The sequence below is a fragment of the Gammaproteobacteria bacterium genome (genome assembly GCA_030949385.1).
Classification (GTDB): domain Bacteria; phylum Pseudomonadota; class Gammaproteobacteria; order JAUZRS01; family JAUZRS01; genus JAUZRS01.
In genome coordinates this window covers 35870-56998 of sequence record JAUZSP010000008.1, presented here as the reverse complement: position 1 = coordinate 56998, position 21129 = coordinate 35870, and the positions used below count along the sequence as shown (strand labels likewise).

Sequence of the window (21129 nt, the reverse complement as noted above, 5' to 3'; positions counted from 1 at the left end):
TAAACCTAATGAAAACTAAAATACTCAGCACTCGTATTGACCTCGATACCAAGACCGCTTTTACGCATATATGCGATGAAGTCGGCCTGAGTCCCTCACAAGCGATAACGCTCTTTGCTAAGGCCGTCATCAATTACGGTGGCATTCCTTTCGAGTTAAAAGCCCGCCAACCCAATGAAAAAACCATCTCAGCTATGAATGAGCTTATTCAGGGTCAAGGCACCAAAGCTGACTCTATTGACACCCTTGTTGCTGAATTGAATGAAGAATTTAAAGCACCTCAACTACTGAGGAATTAGATCCTGCAATACCGCCTTCAAAAAAGCACCATCGTTATTATTACAGCTATCCTCCTCTAAACGATTCCCACTCTCTGTATCATAACCCGTCACTTCTAATGCCCCTATCTGAGTACGCTGATCTCTATACTCAGAAACTTTGAATGAACAATTAGTAGAACACGTTCCGTTCCTTGTATTACTCAAAAACTGCACATAAAACTCCCCATCAGAACCAACCCACAAACAATACTCTATGTCTCCATCTTCATTTAATTTCTGCGCTCTACCAACAAATGATTCGATTCTCTTCATTACTTAAAGCCTTTCTAGGTTAACTTAATATCTGATGTTACGCAGTGAGTGAGAAACCAAGAGAATCTCAGCCCACGTCATTCCCGCGAAGGCGGGAATCCACATGAATCTATGACAAGACCCTATGGATTCCCGCCTTCGCGGGAATGACGAGCGAAAAATAAACCTCCCCCTAACCCAGAACCTCTCTTCCATTGAAGAGGGAAAATCAGGTCGTGTTGTTTGAGTTTTGTGGTGGATGGTCTTACCTCACCTGAATAACCTTTAGGGTCGGGACACCGGTTCTTGTTCAGTGCGTAACATCAGTTAATATCAAAAAAAAACAGGTCGATCATAACGAATATTAGCTCTAATTTCTTTGACTACCCTCTCAAATCAAAAATTCCATCTCTGGTACACCTCATGCTAGCTCTATGCTTTAAGAGCGTACTCATCTAGCCTGACACAGCGAGAACGGACATGATTTTTAAGCGGTACAAGCAGAGTTATCTGGCAGCCCAAGAGACCATTCAGCAGCTGGAAACACGTTTGCAGGAAGCAGAGCAGGAGAACCAACAGCTGACATCACATCAGGCTCAACTGCAACAAAGCTGCGATGAACAACAACTGAAACTGACCGCCTGCGAAGGCATTTATCAAAACCTAGAAGCCTTCAACAGCTCCTTTTTGGAGTCGCAACAGTCCATCTCCAGCTTGGCCACCGACCTCAAACTGGGCAAACAGCAAGTCACCAACATCTCGGGGATCTCCATCACTGCCCGTCACTCCGTCGAGCGTCTGGCGGATAAAATCAACAACATGGCCATTGATACCAGCAACACCGCTGAAATCGTCGTCACCCTCAGCCAACGCGCCGAGGACATCGGCAGCATCATCAGCCTGATTCAAGACGTCTCTGATCAAACCAATTTGCTGGCGCTCAACGCCGCCATCGAAGCCGCCCGGGCGGGTGATCAAGGCCGTGGTTTCGCTGTGGTCGCCGATGAGGTGCGCACGCTGGCCAAACGCACCAACGAAGCCACCAGCGAGATCTCCACCTTAGTCGGGCAGATTCAAGAAGAAACCAGCAAAGCTCGGATCAAAATCGACAAAGTCAGCCAGCGTTCCGACACCTTCCAGAGCGAAGGTCAAAATGCGGTGGGCAACATAGGCAAGCTGATCAATATTTCGCAAAACATCGAAGGCGTGGTGGCCTCCGGTGCGCTGCGCAGTTTTATCGAGACAGTCAAACTCGACCACCTGATCTTTAAATTTGGCATCTATCGCGTCTTTATGGGCATCGCTTCAACCCATTCCCATGAGTTGACCAACCACACCGGCTGTCGTCTTGGGCGCTGGTATTACGAAGGCGATGGTGCAGAATCCTTCAGCCATCTGCCCGGTTACAAAGAGATAGAACAACCTCACCAAGAGATGCACCACTGGGGTTCAATGGCCATCGACTCATTCCATCGTAGCGAGAGTGAATCCGGTCTAAAAGCGTTGGGAGAGATGGAAAAAGCCAGCACCACACTGATCCAACAACTGGAACGAGTGGCTGCCAGTGGTGAAATGGATCCAAAACTGCTCCTACCAAAAAACAACGATGATGAATTCAACGAAGAGATAACGTCGTATGGGTAGATTTTACATCTCCCCCTAGAGGGCAGAAAACGTTCTGCCCCTACTTGACATCGGTATACGCAAAGTTATGCTGATTCACCGTACAATCATCAATGCCTGCCTTTAATGCCAACATTCATCACACTGACGTTTAGCCTATTTCTCCTCGTTCCCATTTCTTATGCAGGCCAACTGGATAAATTCGAAGAGAGCGTAGGCGGTTCCAAACCTCAGTTACCTCAAAGTCATACGACACACCCAGCAGATAGAGGTCACGACGGCGGATTATGTCGCGGCGATCATTGGAATTTTGGCTGCCTGTTCATTGATATTTTCGCCGACCTCGCCTTTCAAATGGCTCTCTACGGTGGCGCATCCAGCTTTTATCGCATTGATCCAAACTCATACGAGAGACCTTTTGAAGATGTGGAAAGCACTGAACTGGCACCGAGATCCACTGGTGAAGCTCTGATCCCTTTTCTACGGCTGGACATCAGTCACCAAGCCAGCAAAGCCAGAGTCGGCTCGGATGACTACCGACTGGAAGCCGGTTACGGCGCGCTCGCGCTGGTTTATGGCCAAAGTCATTACCAAGAACGTCAACCAACAGACACTCTAAAACTCACCCGCGTTTATGCCCTGTATCGCATGTCTTTTGGAGAGTACGTCGAGGTTGATTGGGGCATGGGATCACTCACACTGGAAGGCCATCAAACACACGATTATTTCTATGTCACCAGCCCTATTTTGATTCACCCCTCACGCATTTTTGGCTTTGAATTCAGGCCCTCTTGGGCTGAGAATTTAACCGAATATGATGTTAGTCTCTTGTTAAAAGCAAAACACCTTGGCGCAAAACTGGGCTATCGAACGTTAAGCAGCAACGGTGAAAAACTGGAAGGGCCTTACATTGGTTTGATGCTGAATTATTAACCTCCCACTCCAGCCACCGCTGCCAAAAATGCCAACCCCATATTGTCAGCCTCATACTCTGCAAGACACTGCTCAACCGAACCGCAAAACAGCAACTCACCGTGGTGCAAAATACCAACGCGATCACAGAGCTGCTCCACATCCAGTAACAAATGAGAGCTAAACAACACCGTCTGACCTCGCTGCTTCAACTCCCGCAACGACGTTTTCAGTGCCATACGCGCCAAGGGGTCTAAACCGCTCATGGGTTCATCCAACAACAGCAGCGGTTTTTGGCTCAACAGCATCAAAATCAAACCCACCTTCTGCATCGTGCCTTTGGAGAGCGTGATCACACGCTTATTCAGAAAAGCCTCATCCAAAGCAAAATGACGCAACAAAGCCGACAGCTCAATTTCACAGATCGGCTGCTGATAGAGACCCAACATGTAAAAGAGGAACTCATTCACCTTCAGATAAGAGGGGGCAGAAAAGCACTCGGGCAGATAAGCCAAATTATCCCGCGCTTGAGACTGCACGTTGCATACCCCAGAGAGGGCAATGAAACCAAAGTCACTGTGAACCAGATCCAAGATGATCTTGATCAAAGTGGTTTTGCCCGCGCCATTCAGACCCACCAGAGCGAAAATTTCACCGGATTGAAGTTGCAGGTTTAGATTACGCAGCAGCACTTGATCACCACGTGTTTTGTTGAGATTTTGAATCGTAAGAGGAGAGGTCATGCAGAAATGTTTAGCAAAAAAATGGCCTACTCCCTGTAGGCCACCCCTTTAAGAGGAAACAACGGTTTAAACTTCCTGTAAAAAACCGTGTCCCGTTTAACGCAAAACTCAATAAGCCACCGCACAACAAGGCAGAGGCTCTGCAAAACCCTGTTGCAAAAAGGCATTGGCTCTCACTTTCAAATCATAACGAGCGTAACGAACCGTGACTCGCGCCTCACTTAAAGCGGCTTTCACCGCCATCAAAGGGTTTTCACAGTATGCATCGCATGTTTCGCTGTTGTTCTGAGCATTCATTGACTGACGGTGAGCACCGACAGCAGGCAAACTCAAAGCTTGCGAAACCATCCACAAAAACAGTCCCAAAACAACGCTGGTGGCACTTAAGGTATTCATCCCCTGTGCAATCACAGCCAAAGACGAGATCCAAACCAAGGCAACAGGGGCTGCGGTTTTCATGCCTTGCTGCTGGTATGCTGCGTAAGCGGGAAGCAAAATATGTTGGATAACGTTTTTCATGATCTATTATTCTCTGCGTTGTGCTGTTGAGCCTATTTAAGCAGATCTACACCACGGGTATGGGAACCCCTTCACAAAAGCGCATCTGCTCCTGCTGAATCTTTGAACTGCATCGCAAAATGCCTCATTTTGACCAAAAAATAGAGAAAAGCTTTAGAACTGCGCGCTTTTCGATTATCTTAACCGCGAAGAAAGGGAAGTTGATGCCCCCATTAGAAAAAATGAGCGCAAAACCCCTCTCCTAAGAGAGCCTTAACCAAAATCTGCAATCCTATGGCACATAAACAGCCCAATGGCAGCAGCTTGCTCTCCTAGGCCACCAATTTTATCTATCCGAAATAAAGGAAAACCATGCATAACGGTACGTCACTTACTCAATTCATCATCGAAGAACAGCGCCACATCGAAGGCGCTACCGGTGATTTCACCTCTCTGCTCAACGACGTGGTCACCGCCTGTAAAGTAATCTCCAACATGGTCAATCAAGGTGACTTGATCGGCGTACTGGGTTCCGCAGGCAGTGAAAACGTCCAAGGTGAAACTCAAAAGAAACTCGACATCCTCACCAACGACGTTTTCATTCGATCCAACGAATGGGCCGGTCACTTAGCAGCAATGGCCTCCGAAGAGATGGAAGAGATTTACCCCATCCCTGCGGACAAACCTCGTGGCAAATACCTGCTGACCTTTGACCCTTTAGATGGCTCATCCAACACCGACGTTAACGTCTCCGTAGGCACCATTTTCTCCATTCTCAAAACCAATGAAGAAGGTGACACTCCTAGCGAAAAAGCCTTTTTACAACCAGGCACCGAACAGGTCGCTGCCGGTTACGCCCTCTACGGCCCCCTCTACCATGATGGTGCTGACCACCGGTAAAGGCGTAAACGGTTTCACCTTGGATCAGAACATCGGTGAGTTCATGTTGACCCATCCAAACATGAGCATTCCTGAAGACACCCGTGAGTTTGCCATCAACAGCTCCAACCAACGTCACTGGGAAGCCCCTGTACAACGTTACGTTGACGAGGCTCTGGCAGGAAAAACGGGCACTCGTGGTGAAGATTTCAACATGCGCTGGATCGCGTCCATGGTGGCCGAAGTGCATCGTATTTTGATCCGTGGCGGTGTGTTTTTATACCCTATGGATGAAAAAATGCGCGCCAACGAAGCCACCGGCAAACTGCGCCTGTTGTACGAAGCCAACCCCATGTCCATGATCATCGAACAAGCGGGCGGTGTCTCCAGCACCGGTCGGGAACGCATTATGGAGCTGCAACCCGAGCGCCTGCATCAACGTGTTCCGGTTATCCTGGGTTCTAAAAATGAAGTGGAACGCATCATCGGCTACCACAACGAAGACTAATTCTCTTCGTTTAGAATAAAAAAACGGCTCCTTTAGGGAGCCGTTTTTTGTTATTGTTGCCGCACATTTTTATCTTTATAAAACGAATCAATACCCTTATGTCTGAAAAAATTGCTGCTGAAAACGACACCGATGTCGAACTCAAAGAACTGCTGAATGGCCAAACGGGAAAACTGAGCTGGCAAGAGCTGCAACGCCACTTTGCCCGAGGATCAGTTATTATCGTCGCCGCCGAACTGGACATGATTCAGGTTGGCATCAAGATCATCGAAGATGACAAACAACAGGTCGAAGCGTGGTTAAACAGCGGCCAAATGACCCGCGCCACCGATGACCACGCCCGCGACTGGCAAGCAAAAGAACCCCACCCCGAATTTTGGAGTACCGTGGTTGCCCCGTGGGTGTTGGTACAGGCCTTCCTCGAACAGTAGATACAAGGGAAAATATCGAATCTACCCCTACATCATTGGTGACAATTGTTCAGATCCCGTATAATTTCCCACCCATTACTCAAACAGAACCACCACCGTTATGAGCCAACTGCCCCCACTGCGACTGAAAAAACAGGAAGAGAACCGCCTTAAAGCGGGACACCTATGGATTTTCAGCAATGAAATTGATACCAAACAGACCCCTCTAAGTGGTTTCACTGCCGGTGAAGCGGTGGAGATCCAAACCCACAAAGGCCAAGTGATTGGCAGCGGTTACATCAACCCCCACTCGCTGATCTGCGCGCGCCTGCTGAGCCGCGACCCCAAACACCCGTGGTCCGCTTCCCTGCTGGTGCATCGACTCAACGTGGCGCTCTCTCTGCGCGATCTGCGTTACCCCGATCCCTACTACCGTTTGATCTTTGGCGAAGCGGATCTGCTCCCCGGGCTGGTGGTGGATCGTTACGGCGACACCCTCGTGGTGCAGCTCACCACCGCCGGAATGGAGTTGATGAAAGCCGACGTGCTCACCGCACTGGAAAAAGTCCTGCACCCCAAGGTGATTTTGCTGCGCAACGACAGTCCGATTCGCAACTACGAAAAACTGCCCAGCTACGTTGAAACCGTCTTGGGCGAAATGCCCGAACACCTGCTGATCAAAGAGAACGGTTTGAGTTTTGAGGTGCCGTTTCAAGAAGGGCAAAAAACCGGCTGGTTCTACGATCAACGAGAAAATCGCGCCAAACTGGCACCTTACGTCAAAGGCAAACGGGTCTTGGATGTCTACAGTTACATGGGCGGCTGGGGTGTGACCGCAGCAGCCTTGGGTGCCAGCGACGTGACCTGCGTCGATTCCTCACAAACGGCGCTCGATTATGTGCATCACAACGCCGCCCTCAACGGCCAAACCGACAACGTGCAAACCCTGCAAGGCGATGCCCAAGAGGCGATGAAAGAGCTTCGCCAACAGCGGGAAAAATTCGATGTAGTGATCATCGACCCACCGGCCTTTATCAAGAAAAAGGTCGATTTCCGTCCGGGGATCAAAGGCTATCGCAAGATCAATCAGCAAGCGATGCAACTGACCGCCAAAGACGGCATCTTGGTCTCCGCCTCCTGCTCCCACCACCTGCCACGCCAAGTGCTGCAAAAAATCATGCAAGAGAGCGCCGTGCATCTGGATCGAAATCTGCAAATTTTAGAGCACGGCTATCAAGGCCCCGATCATCCCATTCACCCCGCTATTCCAGAGACGGAATATCTGAAAGTGATTTACAGTCGAGTTTTGAGTCGACATTAAAACAGATTGACAATCGTTCTGTTTATTCACAGACTCTGACACTTCAAAAAATAATAGGAAAATAAAATAATGCGCTTATCAAAAAAACTGCTTGCTGTTTTGCTGCTCAGTCTCGGTCTCTCTAACGTCAGTTTCGCCAAAGATTTAAACCCTTGGCGTGATTGCGGCATCGGTGCCATGATTTTTACCGATGTTCCCGTCGGAGCCATTATCTCCAATATCATCTGGGATTTAGGCACCACCGCATTGACCTCATCGGGCATGTCAAAAGAGATGTGTGAAGGTCAAAAAGTCGCTGCTGCAAAATTCATTACCCATACTTACGCCAACCTAGAAGAGCAAACCGTCAAGGGTGATGGCAAACATCTTCACGCCATGTTGGATATTCTCGGTTGTGATCAAAGCAGCCATACCGGCATTATTCATTCGGTACGCAACCGCTTCAGCAACACATTAAACAACACGCAATACAGCACTCAAGCAACCGTTGCTAAAGCAGAAGGCTATTACAATCTGGTCAATGCAACGATTAAACAGAACTACGCCACTCAGTGCAATCTCTCTTAAAATCCAGCAGAACCTAAACTGATGCCCCCGAAAAAGCCTACCATCGACGTAGGCTTTTTTTTCTATATACAACGACTTCTAAAGATAACTCTTTTTATTTTTACGCTGTTTTATAACTCAATCACAACCGCAAACAGCACCCCACCTCAGCTGCAAAACAAACTTATTCAACACGCCCTAAAAAATAACCTCGCCTCAGATCCATACTGGCTTGCGCTGTTACATTTCCCCAAAACCCACACACTTTTCTCTTCATTCAAAAGCGAGATCACATCCAGAAATTTCTTTCTATCCCCGCAGGGAAGCCGTGACCCAAAAGCAGAACTGATTGCAACGTTACACGCTTTTTTTGCAATACCAGAACCAAACAAACCAGCCCCTGCATGTCGATTTATTGCTCGTTACCACTGGCTAAAAAAACAGCTCGACTGGCCAAAAAAGAGCCCAATCGTTTGCCCTAAATTCGATCAATTTAAACAACAAGGCAATATAAAATCAATAAGCCTGATATTTGCAACGGGCTACTTTAGCAATCCCGCCTCTTTTTACGGTCACGTTTTACTCAAATTCAACCAACAAAAAAATGGAAAAAAACACGTTGAATTACTGGATAAAAGTCTAAATTACGGCGCGATTGTTCCTAAAGGAGAGAGCGGCCTAATTTATGTTTTAAAAGGGCTTTTTGGTGGCTACGATGCCAGCTTTTCAGACGATGTTTTTTATCGCCAAAACCACATCTACATTGAAAATGAGCTGCGCGATCTCTGGGAATACCGTCTCAACCTAACTCAAGCGCAGGTCAATCAACTGGTTTACCACGCTTGGGAGCTGCTTGGAGCGAAGTTCCAATATTATTTTTTAAACAAAAACTGCGCTTACGCTATGGCAGACCTTTTAGAGCTGGTCATTGATCAACCGCTGAAATCCAACTCACCTATCTGGGCTTTACCCATTGACCTCTTCAACCGATTAAATTCAACAACCAAAAAACATCAACCACTGGTAAAAGAGATTCGTTACATTCCATCACGACAAAGCCAGTTTCAACAACGTTATCAACACCTCTCAGAAGAGCAAAAAAGTCAGCTCACAGTGATTGCCAACGACCCTGACTTTTCTCTAACTCAACTGAACACGTTGACTGAAGCAGAGCAGATAAACATCATTGATAGCCTATTGGATTATTACGCTTTTAGACTGTTGGATAACGATGACAAAGAAGAGATTAAAAATAAAAAACAGCGCCTTTTACTGCATCGCATTCAACTCAGAGCCGTCTCAATTGCCGACACGCCGACCTTTTCAGTACAACCACCCACCTCAGCGTCACTGCCGCTGATGCTACGACTCGGCATTCAACAATCAGCCCAACAGGCAGCCAACCTAAACCTCACCACCCGCCTCTCTTATTACGATCTGCTTAATCTGGAAGCAGGCAGACTGCCCAGCACCCAACTGACCACCTTAGAGCTGGAGTTGACACTAAAAAAAGAACAACTTGTCTTTCAGAGACTCGATTTTTTTCACATTCAAAATTTAAACGTCTCTCAAAGCGGTCTGGAAAAAGACGGCGGCTGGGCTTGGAAAGCCCGCTTTTTTGCCGATAATCAAGGTAATGATTGCTCTTTCTGTCCTAAACTGAATCTGCAAATGGGGATGGGTAAAGCAACAAAATGGGGAGAACACCTCATCGTTTACGCCATGACTGACCTTACCTTCAGCACTCATCAAACCGCACAAACACGCCTGCACCTCACTCCCTATCTCGGCTTGCTCATGTCAATAAATTCACATTGGAAAAGCCAATTCATATTGCGCTCATCCTATGATGGAAATGGCAAAAGATCATCTGATAATGAGTGGCAGTGGCAAAATCGCTTTGGTAACAGCCGTGAATGGGATTTAAGGCTCGACTACGAACAACACAACAATACAAACAACATCACCACTGCCCTCAGCCTCTACTGGTAGTCAACGTGTTTGAAGCCAATACTAAAAAACTGACCAATATCAATGCAGACTTCCCATAAGCCACTTTATGATAAGCACAACTTGCAACAGGAACATCAACCATGATCCCTCAAAGCCTCTACGCACGGCTCGGTGGAGAGCCCGTTCTACAAGAATTTGTTGAGCAGCTCTACACCTTTATGCAATGTCTACTCGAAGTTCAGCCCATCCGTAACCTGCACGCCAAAGACCTCTCTCACACCCAAGAACGATTGTTTCTTTTTTTAAGCGGCATGTTAGGTGGCCCCTCGCTTTACATGGAAGCCTTTGGCCCACCCCGAATGCGGCGCAGACACCATCACCTAAGTATCGGCAACTCAGAACGAGACCAATGGCTGCTCTGCGCCGAAAAAGCCGCTAAAAAACTGCCCATATCGGTCCTTTTGCAGACCGAGCTAATGCAGGCCTTGAACGACATGGCCAACCACTTACGCAACCAAGAGATCAGCTCCACAGAGCAAAACGTCTCCTTCGGCTGCCCAGTACACTAAAACCTAATCCGCCTCCAACAGCTCCAACTCTTCGCTGATCCCCAACCACAGCTCTTCAGCCTGCTCCAAAGCCTGACTGAGACTTGCTTGTTCTGCCAAACGGGTTTTCAACTCCGCTTTGGCACTGGCCTCATAAACAGCCGGATCGGCCAACAGCACTTCCAATGCGCTGTTTTCGTCCTGTAATTTATCCAACACCTGCTCGGCTTTTTTGAGTTTATTGCGCAGCGGTTGCAACTGTTTGCGTTTTTCCGCCTGTTGCTGACGGCGGATTTTACGATCATCGGCACCTACTTTTTGGCCGCTTTGCAGCTCTGTTTGGCGCTTGCGTTGCTCCGCCAACCATTTGGGGTACTCTTCCAAAGAATCAGAAAAAGGCTCCAATTTACCCTCAGCCACCAGCCACAGCTCATCACAAACGCTGCGCAACAGGTGACGATCATGAGAGACCACAATCATCACCCCTTCGAAGCCTTGCAGCGCCAAACTCAAAGCATGACGCATCTCCAGATCCAGATGGTTGGTCGGCTCATCTAAAAGCAATAAATTAGGCCGTTGATAGACCAACAACGCCAACACCAAACGGGCTTTTTCACCACCCGAAAAAGGCGCAACGACCTGAATCGCCTGATCGCCAACAAAACCAAAACCGCCTAAATAATCGCGCAGCTCTGATTCAGAAGCCGTTCTGTCCAAGGCCTGCAGATGCTCCAAAGGCGTGTCGTTGCCGTTGAGTTGCTCCAGTTGATGCTGAGCAAAATAACCGATACGCAAGGTTTTTGCCCGTTGCAGATCACCGGAAAGCCCTTCCAGCTCACCGGCCAGCAGCTTGATCAGGGTCGATTTACCCGCCCCATTAGGACCTAAAAGACCGATGCGCGCCCTGGCAGCAGCGAGAACGAAACCTGATTCAAAATGGGTTTATCCGCGTAGCCAACGGAAACGCGATCCAGACTCAACAGAGGGTGCGGGATGTTCTGCGCCGGACGAAATTGAAAGTGGAACGGAGAATCCACATGGGCAGCACTGATCTCCTCCAGACGACCCAAGGCTTTTAAGCGACTTTGCGCCTGTTTGGCTTTGCTCGCTTTGGCACGAAAACGCTCAACAAAACTCTGCATGTGCGCCCGTTCGCGCTGTTGACGCTCAAACGAGGCCTGCTGTTGCGCCAGTTTCTCTGCGCGCAGACGTTCAAACGCGGAATAATTGCCACGGTAAAGCACCAGTTGCGCCTGCTCCAGATGCACAATGTGGCTAACCACTCGATCCAGAAAATCCCGATCATGGGAGATCAACAGCAGCGTGCCTTGATAAGCCAGCAACCACTCCTCCAGCCAGAGCACCGCATCCAAATCCAAATGATTGGTAGGTTCATCCAACAGCAGCAGATCCGAGCGGCACATCAAGGCCTGCGCCAGATTAAGCCGCATCCGCCAGCCACCCGAAAACGTGTCCACCGCCAACTGCTCTTGGGCGTTGTTAAACCCCAAACCATGCAGCAGACGCGCCGCTCGAACGGGGGCTTCGTAACCGCCAATGGCTTCCAGATGGCCGTGCAGATGCGCCAGCTTAGAACCGTCATCAACGGCTTCCGCCTTGGCAATCGCCTCTTGGGTGCGCCGCAGCTCCAGATCGCCATCCAAAACGTATTCAATCGCAGCGGTCGTTAAGGCAGGGGTCTCTTGTGCCACCGAAGCGATAACCCACTCTTTGGGCAGCCCCATCTCGCCCTCATCGAGCTGAATTTTCTGACGAATCAGAGCGAAAAGAGAGGATTTACCCACCCCATTGGCACCGATCATCCCGACCCGCTGGCCCGGATGCACGGTAAGATTGCTTTTATCGAGCAGAAGGCGCGAACCGCGCCGCAGAGAAAGATCTTTGAAAGTTAACATGGCGCGCAGTGTAACAAGCTCACAGCGGCTTAGCGATTAGCGATCTGTGGGCAGATCCACCAACTGTTTGACCTTTTCAACCAACAATTTATGATCAAAAGGTTTGCTGATCACATCGTTGGCACCGGCATCCAGCGCTTTTTGAATCTCATCATCATCTGTGGCAGCGGTCACCACCAGCACCTTCAAACGCGATAAGGTGGCTTCTTTCTTGATGTGTTGCAAGACATCAAAACCGTTCAGGCCGGGCATGCTCAGATCCAACGTCATCACCGCAGGGGTAAAAACACCCAGCATCGCACCGGCCAAAAACCCATCGCTGGCAATGGCGGTGGCAAAACCGGAATTTTTCAGCAATTTTTCAATGATGCTGGCGGTAACGGGATCGTCTTCCACCACCAAGACACGGCGACGATTGGACTGAAACGCCTCCGGCACCGGCATATCGTTGCTTTTCAGGAACTCAATAAAATCTTCCACCAAAATACGATGATCGCCTCGTCCGAGCAATTTATACGCTTTGATGTACCCACGCTCCACCCAACGGATTACCGTTCGAAAGTGGACTCCACAATATTTTGCGACTTCACCCGTCGTCAACGCTCGACGCACTTGCATTCTCCCTTAGTCGTTCCATTCAAATTGAATAAACGTATACTAAAGCCTAACCACGAAAAAGAATCTTAACAAGAGTAAGATTCTGCCCAATCTGTCATTGTATCGCAAAAGCATGTGACTATTGTAACAATTAGGACAAAAAATTGACCTTGGTCTAAAAAGCCGAATCGAATGCCAAATACGCTCGCGTACCGCCGCCCGCATCCAGACCCTCTGCCAACCCCAAGCGCAAAACAAAATCCAGACCGTAAAACAAGTTCAGATCGGCCTTCAGCTCCGCACCCAGCGTTCGATGATACTCCGGCAGATCCGCTGCCGACCACGCCGCTCCTGCCTCAGCAAATAACAGACCTGACAGTTGCTGCACGCCCACCGGCGGAACCATAATGCCCCGCTCAATGCGTCGTAATGGAAAACGCCACTCCGCACTCAGCAAACGAATCTGCTCACCCTGCAACTGCAACAGACCTTCCGCATACCCGCGTAAAGGATAACGTCGCCGATTAAAAAGGCCATCTGAGGACGACAGCGATAACAGGCTCAAATCACCTTCACCACCCAACTGAAACGGCTTTGCAGCAGAATCCGCCACGCCTTGCAGGTAACGCAACGCCAATACCTGCTGATCTCCCAAACGCAGGTATTCGCGCCAATCAAGCAAAAACGCCTCGCCCTCTTGATCACCGCCCAGAAGTGAACCACTCTCTGCTAACAGACGCACCTGACGGCCATCATTAAGACTCACCGAACGCCGCTGACGACCGCTGTTATTGAACAGCAACGCCACCCCCAACGAATTCTCGCTCTCATCAGGTTGCCACTGACGGGTTAAGCTCAACAGCGTATTCCAGCGACGCTGTACGGTTGTATGCGCACGATTCAAGACCAGTTGAAAACGCTCAACAGGCACCCGTTGCAACACACCTTGTAAATCAAATTCAAACTGCTGGCTTCGAGACAAAGCGAGCGTCAACCAATTTTCATAAGCGTACGAAAGTGAACCGTTCAAACCACCTACGCTCAGATCCGTAACCAGCTCCAAATCGTAACGATGACGATCCAAAACATCTCTGGCCGAAGTGGAAAAACCCACCTCACTGCGCTGCGCTGTGAACAACCAAGAGGGAAACCACCAGCGGGGTTTTAGGCTGTTCAATGCCGAATACGGTTTAAGCGCACCAACAGAGACCTCGCTCCACTGAGTAGGGTGGCTTGTGCCGCCCAGAGACCCCTCTGAAAAAGAGTGGTGTGCCAACGGCTGAGGTTTTGCCAATTGAAACAGGTCAAAACCCGCTGCTCCAAAAGCTGAATAATAGAGCGTACCGTTTGCCCCTTCACTGGGGCTAAACCCACCCCCTAGCAAATTCGTTAAGGTCGTCATCTCGCCGCTCGCCACGTTCAATCGACGCAGGTTGTACACCCCACCGTGCTCCGAGGAGAACAGCAGCGAACGCCCATCGGGGCTAAATTGCGGCTCCGTCTCCACCTCATCATCCGCTGTCAACGCAGACCAACGGCGGCTCTGAAAATCAAACCACTCCAGATTCCAGCCGACACCGTCACGCTGTACCGCTGCCACCAAACGACGTTCACGCGGCGACCAATCCAATGGGCCAATCACCCGATCCTCATCCTGCCACAGCAGCTCTGGGTTTTGCCCCTCGCTGTCCAGCAACAACAGACGATTCAGCTCACCTTGCAACTGCACCGCCACAATCTGTTGTCCATCGGCGCTCCAGCTGGCTTGACGATAACGTTGACAGTGAGTCAAACGACGCTCATCACCTGAAACAGGATCAATGCGATAGAGGTCAAAATAACGTGCGTACTCATCACAGATCTCCGGCTGCATCAATAAGATGCCCGCAGAGGGATGCAGATCCAGCCGTGAACCACGATTGACTCGGCGGATCATCTGATGCCCCTCCGCCACACTCCAACGCATCAACGCCGATGGTTGCACATCATTCTCACGCAGATAATAAACCTCATCACCCAACGCCCGAATCTGACGAGTCTGACCACCACCCAAGGTCAGCGGCACGCCTTTTATCACACCAGCCTGCTTAATTTTATTTATTTTCGGTTGGTAACGCCGTTGCAAATAAAGCTCAAATTCAGACCAGAGGGCGATTAAACTTTTACCAAATAATTTTTCGTCGTGGCATTGATTTTAAACGGAATAAGATTTTTGCTGTACAGATCAATCCACTTCTGCACCACCTTGGCACTGTATTTCTCTTCAATAAATTGAAAAAAATGCACCCCATAAAGATAACGGGTGGTTCCGGCTGGCCAACTGCGAATCGGCAGATTGACCTGTGACAGCGGTTTAACTCCTTGCTCCACTTCCATGCGCATCAACATGGCGTAATAACTGGACTGACCTCGGCCAACGCCTTTTTCTCTATCGGTCTCAATCCACGTCGCCAACCCCTCAGTAAACCAAGCCGGTTGCAGACGGTTGGGAAACAACAATTCATGACGACCAAACAGAGTACGCAGAAATTGAGGAGCGGCATCGACCCGATCCAGATGCAATACATGGGTGTATTCATGGATCAACAGCAATTCAAACCAGTTTTTATACTCTTCCAAACTGTTGACGCTGTCCGGCTTGGCCAGCCATAAAACCGTGCGATTGTAGGGGAAAGGATTAACGTAGCCGTTTGAGCTGTCGCTCTCATCACTGAGCACCAACGGCGTTTTTCTAGCGGCTGCCACAGAAATTGTAGCGACAATTTTTTATGTACCGCTTCAGCGATCTTGAGGGTTTTGCGTGCGCTTTTTTCATAACCAGCGGCAAAATGCAGCCGAAAATGCGCGCTCTCAAGCGTGAACCAATCCAGACGTGGATCAATGGCAAAACTGCCGCTGTTCATCAACAACAGCAACAGAGCCAATCCCCCTCTAAATGGGTTCAACATCATTAAGCCTTATTAAGAAAATAACGCGAAGTTTTTACAATCAACAACGTCGGCATCGAAGCGTGCAAAAATAGATCAAAAATATCCATCGGTTTGCTCAAACTGCCCTCAAACAACATGCGCAGTTTTTCCACCAAATGCGGTTCGGGTACAAAGGGCGCTGAACCCAAAAAAATCGTGCCGACAATTAACATTACCCAAGGCAATTTATCGATAAACTTCAACATCACAACATCTCCTCTTAACGTATTATTGATTGATTATTTCTTGCAGTGTGTTTTGCAACTGCGCCGTATCTAAGGGGTAGGTTAAGGTCGCCAACAGTGGAAAACGGCTGCTGAGTTTTTCCAATTGATGCGCCTGTTCACGATCATAAAAGACCACGATTTTTGTCTCCGGCATCCGTTGCAAAACCGCCATCAAGGATTCCAAGCTGCTGGTACGATCACGGAAATCCGACTGAAAGTTAAACTCCGCTATCACCACCGCTGGGCGATTTTTTTTCAAATAGGCAAACGCTTTACGCATACTGAACAGCTCTGTGACTTCAAAACCGACCTGTTTATAAAGCGCCACGCAGTTGGCGTAACCACCCAGCTCCACAATCGACAACAGCTTTTTTGCGCCGTTTTCAGTCACTCTGTTACCCCTTGAGCATACCCAAAAATAGGCACAAGCCTAACAGGCTTTCTCAAACAGGTCGAACCCACTTCATGAGGTGACAAGCCCTCGCAAGCTCGCCATAATAACGCCCCTTTTCACTCTTCTGGCCTACCTTTATGTGGTTTAAAAACCTGTACCTTTTTCGCCTCACCGAACCCTTTACACAGAGCGCCGTCGAGCTGCGCGAATCGTTAGAGAAACAGCGTTTTCAACCCTGTAGCCCCCAAGAACCGGAACGCTGGGGCTGGACAAATCCCGTCGGCGGTCACGATGATCTGGTGCTGGAGCAAAGCGGACGACTGATGATCGCTGCCCATAAAGAAGAGAAAATTTTGCCCGCCTCGGTGGTCAACGAGCATCTGGCCGAACGCCTCGAAAGCCTGCAAGAAAAACTGCAACGCCGCCCACGCAAGGCGGAGCGTGAAGCCCTTAAAGAAGAGGTGCTGTTTGAGCTGCGCCCACGCGCCTTTAGCCGTCGCAGTACCTTTCACGCTTACCTCAACCCTCGCAGCGGCTGGCTGATCATCAACAGCGCCAGTCAGAAAAACGCCGAAGCCCTTACCGAACTGCTGCGCAAATCCCTCGGTTCTTTGCCCATCGCCAGCCCTGTGCTGACAAATCCACCGGGCACGGTGATGACCCACTGGCTCAGCGACGACTCCCAGCCGCCTGAGTTCACCTTGGAAGAGGAGTGCGAACTGCACTCACCACAGGAAAACGGCGGCATTGTCCGCTGTCGCCAACAACCGCTTTCTGACCCTGAGATTCAAGGCCATATTCAGGCTGGTAAAACCGTAGTCAAGTTGGGTCTAAATTGGCGTGATCGCCTCTCTTTTGTCTTTGACGATGAGTTCAGCATCAAACGGCTGCGTTTTCTGGAGCTGCTGCAAGACGAACGGGATGAGATCGAAACCGACGATGATCCTTTGTTGAATTTCGAGGCGGATTTTAAATTGATGTCCAGTGAGCTGGAGAAGTTGTTAAAGGAGTTGCTGGAGGCCTTTGGTGGTGAGGCAAATTCTTTAGCTTAGTAACGAAATTACACACTGAAGAACACATCTCCCACCCCCTCTTCCATTGAAGAGGGGAGAAAAACGTCTGTTCTTCAAGATTTACAGCGAAGTTAGGACTTGGGAGATTTTCTCTACGCCTCAAGCGCCATAGAGGCCATTTTCATCGCACTCTCAAAAGACTCTGCACCCGCGATAAACAGACCGTTATGGCAGAACATCGCATCCCCAAGCCCCGTTATCTCTTGCAGCTCTTTATCGGCTAAACCCGCCCACGGTGTGGGCAACGATTTTCTATTTTCAAATGAACCCAACTCAACAGGTACGGCTTGAACTCTCCACTGTCCCGTATGAGAAGGATAAACCATGTAGAGGGCTTCTTTAGACAGTGCCTGAACCGTTCTTTTCCACGGCGTGTATTTTTCCAACACAATCACCCTTGGATCCTCGGCATGATCAATCGCTTTGGCCACAATCTCTTTTGCACTGATGCCACCGTTAGCCGAAGCAATAAAGCGGGTTAAAACCCGCGAAGCAAACTCGACCGCCTCATCAAAGCAGCTGTCAAAGTGACTCTTTTCTTGCCACGTTGGGTTAAACATACCGATGGTTTGGCTTAGGCTAATGCCTTCAGAAACACCTTCGACATGACCACAATCAATGGCATCAATCGTTGAGACCAGACCGGCATCAATGGCATTGGCCACCTTTTGATTGCCTTCACACAGCTCTAAACCGTACTTCTGCCAAATCAAACCAAACGAAGAGTAAGGAATTCCATTTTCGCGCTCACCAGCACCACCGCGCTGATGATGATCAAAACGCCCCGTCTCTGGATCATATTCACCACCGACATCAACCACAATATCCGCCTTGGCGATCCGCTCTAAATCTCGGGTGCGAACGAGCTTAAAAGAGGGGAATAGGAGCCTAAATGCAGCGATACTGAACACATCATCTGCGTGAAAATTACCGTTGTGGGTTGCTATCGTTTTGTCATTCATAGGTTCTGTGTCACCAATTGAGCTTGCGTGTGCTGGGAAAATTTAGGGCGAACATTACATGAAGAGCATCAACAACAACAGCTGATTTGTAACAACAAACGAATCTGAACGGCTGGGTTTATCAGGCAAGAGCACCTCTTTGGTTGGAAATCCCGAAAATCGCAGCACGGCGGAGATCACCTATCGACAGGTTTTGCGTCATTTACCAAAACACAGTGAAGCCAATCGTTATCTTTATGATGGCTCTGTTCAGCGATTAAATACATACTCATAAAACACCATTTATCCCATAACTATCCAATTGGTAACTACTTACCATAGTGAAGCATTGGTTATATGATAACCCCTTCCTTCACAAAACAATGTGCAACAAACCCATAGGAAAATCATGGACTCCAAATCACTGCCTGAATTAATAAGCTTCAAAGTTTGTCCATTTGTACAACGTTCAGCCATCATTTTGAACGAAAAAAACGTAGCTTATAACACAACCTATGTTGATCTGGAGGATTTGCCAGACTGGTTTCAAGAGGTCTCACCTTTAGGAAAAGTACCCGTACTCAGAGTTCAAGATACCGTCGTTTTCGAGTCGGCGGTGATCGCTGAATACCTTGAAGAGTGTTACGCCCCCAGCCTTCACCCCACAATACTTCGGACAGTTTTAGAGAGAAAAAGATAGGAACCACAGACGGATTCTGAGAAAATAGAGTTCTCAAAAAACGACAATCAAAGAAGGCCGCCCGTGGAATCCATAGTAGAATCGGTTTTACTCTCCATGTCCAGTGTTAAAAAACCACAACGTCTTTTTCTCTCAGCTCTGTTTTCCGCATTGATGGTTTTTCAAGGGAAAGCCACTTTTCGTAATTTGAGTCGTTACAGTTCGTTGCATGAAAAACGTCTGTCGCGTTGGTTTCGACGTTCATTTGATTTTGCACAATTCAACAGACGCCTACTTCAAAAAGAGCTGCCACAAAAGCACGATCAAATTGCCGCCATTGATGCCAGCTTTATGAAAAAAGTGGTCAGAAAACAGCAGGGTTGGGTTGGTTTTACAACGGCGCTTTGGGGCAAGCCATGGTGGGGTTGGAGTTGTCGTTGGTTTGCCGAATTGATCTTCAAAGTCGAACCGCTTACGCGCTGGAGGCTCGCCAAACGTTGGACTCGGAACAGAAAGAGGGTGAGAGCCGAGTGGACTGCTACGCGAAACAGGTTTGTGACCTTGCCTGTGATCTTCAAGCGCAAGGCATTCGCTACCTTACCGCAGACGCCTACTACAGCAAGGTGAAGTTTGTCGATGCGGTCTGTTCAGATGACTTACACCTGATTGGAAAGCTGCGTTCAGATGCCAACCTAAGCTGGTATTTTGAGGGCGAGTACGGTGGCAAAGGACGTCCTAAAACGTACGATGGTAAAGTCAATTTCCAAACGGAGCTGTCCCGTTTTGATGCGTGTGGCGTAATGGATAAGGGGGTATCGATTTACAGCGCCGTGGTTCACTCGTGTTGTTTCAAACGGAAAATCCGTGTGGTGCTGCTGCGATGGGAGCAGAAGACAAAAGTCCGTTCGGCTCTGCTGTTTTCTACGGATTCGGAGTTGGCTCCAGAAAAGATTGTCGAATATTACACCGCTCGTTTTCAGATTGAATTTTTGTTTCGTGAAGCCAAGCAACATACGGGTTTAATGGATTGCCAAGCGCGTTGCTCAGAGGCCATTCAAACTCATATTAATGCCTCGTTCACCGCACTGAATTTATTGAAGCTGGAAGACCGTAAGGACAAAAACAACCCTGAGCCTTCGGTGATTTCGATTGCCTCGTGGCGACGCAAGAAATTCAATCAATATTTGATGAAAATACTTTTTGACAAGTTAGGTTTGGAGAGATCTTGTCAAAAAGTCGAGGCGGTTTACCATGAGCTGAGTGAGTATGGGGCTATTCAGGTTTAAAACTGTCCGAAGTATTGACCCCAAAGAGTTACTTGAAAAAGCCAACCATCGCTCATGGACAGAATTTGCATCAGACATCACCATGAACATGTTTGCAATGCTGTATGTGAAAGATGAAAAAGAATTTTTTGAGTTAAAAAATAAGGTAGCCGAACAATTTTCTCAGGTAGAAAAAGCCATTGATGCTGATGGCCCTTATTTTTCTGGTAGGAATTTTTCGCTAGTGGATACTGCGTATGCCCCTATATTTTCTCGACTTAAATTAGTTGACCAAGTCTATGCGTTAAATCTATTAAGCAAACGATTGGCCTACTGGAGCGAGCACAGTTTAAAACGGGCATCGGTCAAAAATTCAGTCGTAGATAACTTCGACGAGCTTTTTATGGAATACACCAGAAATACCAGTGGTTATCTTAGCACTCAATTTCTTTCCCTTTAAAACAAGCATGAAAAGCAACCGGCTCCTTAGCATCGCCATACTTATATCCGGTGCCTTGGATGCACTGGCTGGCGATATCAACACACGCCCAAATC

General features: G+C 48.6%; 22 protein-coding genes and 2 pseudogenes. 14 read left to right on the top strand and 10 right to left on the bottom strand.

The window, feature by feature from the left end; all coding sequences use genetic code 11:
• The first annotated feature begins 8 nt into the window (after positions 1–8).
• A complete protein-coding gene (locus Q9O24_11710; protein MDQ7075789.1) occupies positions 9–299 on the top strand; it encodes a type II toxin-antitoxin system RelB/DinJ family antitoxin in 291 nt (96 codons plus the stop codon).
• Here the strand turns inward: Q9O24_11710 and Q9O24_11705 are convergent.
• Positions 285–593 carry a hypothetical protein gene (locus tag Q9O24_11705; protein MDQ7075788.1) on the bottom strand — a complete coding sequence of 103 codons (309 nt, stop codon included), beginning with the start codon at positions 591–593 and terminating at the stop codon, positions 285–287. The genes Q9O24_11710 and Q9O24_11705 overlap by 15 nt on opposite strands.
• 459 nt (positions 594–1052) lie before the next feature.
• On the opposite strand from Q9O24_11705, the gene Q9O24_11700 reads away from it, so the two are divergent.
• Both Q9O24_11700 and Q9O24_11695 read left to right on the top strand, forming a co-directional pair.
• Positions 1053–2216, top strand: a complete 1164-nt coding sequence (locus Q9O24_11700; GenBank protein ID MDQ7075787.1) for a methyl-accepting chemotaxis protein — start codon at positions 1053–1055, stop codon at positions 2214–2216.
• A gap of 105 nt (positions 2217–2321) precedes the next feature.
• On the top strand, positions 2322–3128 hold the full coding sequence (locus Q9O24_11695) for a hypothetical protein (protein ID MDQ7075786.1): 807 nt from the start codon (positions 2322–2324) through the stop codon (positions 3126–3128).
• On the opposite strand, the gene Q9O24_11690 is transcribed toward Q9O24_11695, so the two are convergent.
• Together Q9O24_11690 and Q9O24_11685 are read right to left on the bottom strand one after the other, a co-directional pair.
• Positions 3125–3850, bottom strand: a complete 726-nt coding sequence (locus Q9O24_11690; GenBank protein ID MDQ7075785.1) for an ABC transporter ATP-binding protein — start codon at positions 3848–3850, stop codon at positions 3125–3127. The genes Q9O24_11695 and Q9O24_11690 overlap by 4 nt on opposite strands.
• Before the next feature lie 108 nt (positions 3851–3958).
• Positions 3959–4369, bottom strand: coding sequence for a hypothetical protein (locus Q9O24_11685; protein MDQ7075784.1), 411 nt, complete (start codon positions 4367–4369; stop codon positions 3959–3961).
• A gap of 351 nt (positions 4370–4720) precedes the next feature.
• Between Q9O24_11685 and Q9O24_11680 the strand changes: the two are divergent.
• From Q9O24_11680 to Q9O24_11655, 6 genes and pseudogenes are all read left to right on the top strand, one after another.
• Positions 4721–5735: pseudogene (locus tag Q9O24_11680) on the top strand (class 1 fructose-bisphosphatase).
• Between the two features lie 98 nt (positions 5736–5833).
• Positions 5834–6166, top strand: coding sequence for a DUF2288 domain-containing protein (locus Q9O24_11675; protein MDQ7075783.1), 333 nt, complete (start codon positions 5834–5836; stop codon positions 6164–6166).
• A gap of 100 nt (positions 6167–6266) precedes the next feature.
• A complete protein-coding gene (locus Q9O24_11670) occupies positions 6267–7466 on the top strand; it encodes a class I SAM-dependent rRNA methyltransferase (protein ID MDQ7075782.1) in 1200 nt (399 codons plus the stop codon).
• A gap of 69 nt (positions 7467–7535) precedes the next feature.
• Entirely contained in the window at positions 7536–8033 is a 498-nt protein-coding gene (locus tag Q9O24_11665) for a DUF3015 family protein (GenBank protein MDQ7075781.1), read from the top strand.
• Positions 8034–8054: 21 nt separating this feature from the next.
• A complete protein-coding gene (locus Q9O24_11660; protein ID MDQ7075780.1) occupies positions 8055–10004 on the top strand; it encodes a DUF4105 domain-containing protein in 1950 nt (649 codons plus the stop codon).
• Between the two features lie 101 nt (positions 10005–10105).
• Positions 10106–10534: a group II truncated hemoglobin gene (locus tag Q9O24_11655; protein MDQ7075779.1), complete on the top strand. Its 429-nt coding sequence runs from the start codon at positions 10106–10108 to the stop codon at positions 10532–10534.
• 3 nt (positions 10535–10537) lie between these two features.
• On the opposite strand, the pseudogene Q9O24_11650 reads toward Q9O24_11655, so the two are convergent.
• The 6 genes and pseudogenes from Q9O24_11650 to Q9O24_11625 all read right to left on the bottom strand — a co-directional run bounded on the left by Q9O24_11650 (position 10538) and on the right by Q9O24_11625 (position 16613).
• Positions 10538–12429: pseudogene (locus tag Q9O24_11650) on the bottom strand (ATP-binding cassette domain-containing protein).
• 36 nt (positions 12430–12465) lie between these two features.
• Positions 12466–13041 carry a response regulator gene (locus tag Q9O24_11645; GenBank protein MDQ7075778.1) on the bottom strand — a complete coding sequence of 192 codons (576 nt, stop codon included), beginning with the start codon at positions 13039–13041 and terminating at the stop codon, positions 12466–12468.
• 160 nt (positions 13042–13201) lie between these two features.
• The gene (locus tag Q9O24_11640; protein MDQ7075777.1) at positions 13202–15103 is read right to left on the bottom strand and encodes a hypothetical protein; all 1902 of its coding nucleotides are present in this window, start codon (positions 15101–15103) and stop codon (positions 13202–13204) included.
• A gap of 77 nt (positions 15104–15180) precedes the next feature.
• Entirely contained in the window at positions 15181–15771 is a 591-nt protein-coding gene (locus Q9O24_11635) for a hypothetical protein (GenBank protein MDQ7075776.1), read from the bottom strand.
• A 205-nt stretch (positions 15772–15976) separates the two neighbouring features.
• On the bottom strand, positions 15977–16201 hold the full coding sequence (locus Q9O24_11630; protein MDQ7075775.1) for an RND transporter: 225 nt from the start codon (positions 16199–16201) through the stop codon (positions 15977–15979).
• Between the two features lie 22 nt (positions 16202–16223).
• Positions 16224–16613: a hypothetical protein gene (locus Q9O24_11625; GenBank protein ID MDQ7075774.1), complete on the bottom strand. Its 390-nt coding sequence runs from the start codon at positions 16611–16613 to the stop codon at positions 16224–16226.
• Positions 16614–16753: 140 nt separating this feature from the next.
• On the opposite strand from Q9O24_11625, the gene rdgC reads away from it, so the two are divergent.
• Complete coding sequence (gene rdgC / locus Q9O24_11620; protein ID MDQ7075773.1) at positions 16754–17668, top strand: recombination-associated protein RdgC; 915 nt, start codon at positions 16754–16756, stop codon at positions 17666–17668.
• Between the two features lie 113 nt (positions 17669–17781).
• Here rdgC and Q9O24_11615 read toward each other — a convergent pair whose 3' ends face one another.
• Complete coding sequence (locus Q9O24_11615) at positions 17782–18651, bottom strand: MYG1 family protein (protein MDQ7075772.1); 870 nt, start codon at positions 18649–18651, stop codon at positions 17782–17784.
• Positions 18652–19039: 388 nt separating this feature from the next.
• Between Q9O24_11615 and Q9O24_11610 the strand changes: the two genes are divergently transcribed.
• From Q9O24_11610 to Q9O24_11595, 4 genes are all read left to right on the top strand, one after another.
• Positions 19040–19330 carry a glutathione S-transferase N-terminal domain-containing protein gene (locus Q9O24_11610; GenBank protein MDQ7075771.1) on the top strand — a complete coding sequence of 97 codons (291 nt, stop codon included), beginning with the start codon at positions 19040–19042 and terminating at the stop codon, positions 19328–19330.
• A 63-nt stretch (positions 19331–19393) separates the two neighbouring features.
• Entirely contained in the window at positions 19394–19936 is a 543-nt protein-coding gene (locus tag Q9O24_11605; protein MDQ7075770.1) for a hypothetical protein, read from the top strand.
• Positions 19840–20595 carry a transposase gene (locus tag Q9O24_11600; protein MDQ7075769.1) on the top strand — a complete coding sequence of 252 codons (756 nt, stop codon included), beginning with the start codon at positions 19840–19842 and terminating at the stop codon, positions 20593–20595. The genes Q9O24_11605 and Q9O24_11600 overlap by 97 nt, the downstream gene beginning before the upstream one ends.
• Positions 20576–21034 carry a glutathione S-transferase domain-containing protein gene (locus Q9O24_11595; GenBank protein MDQ7075768.1) on the top strand — a complete coding sequence of 153 codons (459 nt, stop codon included), beginning with the start codon at positions 20576–20578 and terminating at the stop codon, positions 21032–21034. The genes Q9O24_11600 and Q9O24_11595 overlap by 20 nt, the downstream gene beginning before the upstream one ends.
• The last annotated feature ends 95 nt before the right edge of the window (positions 21035–21129 follow it).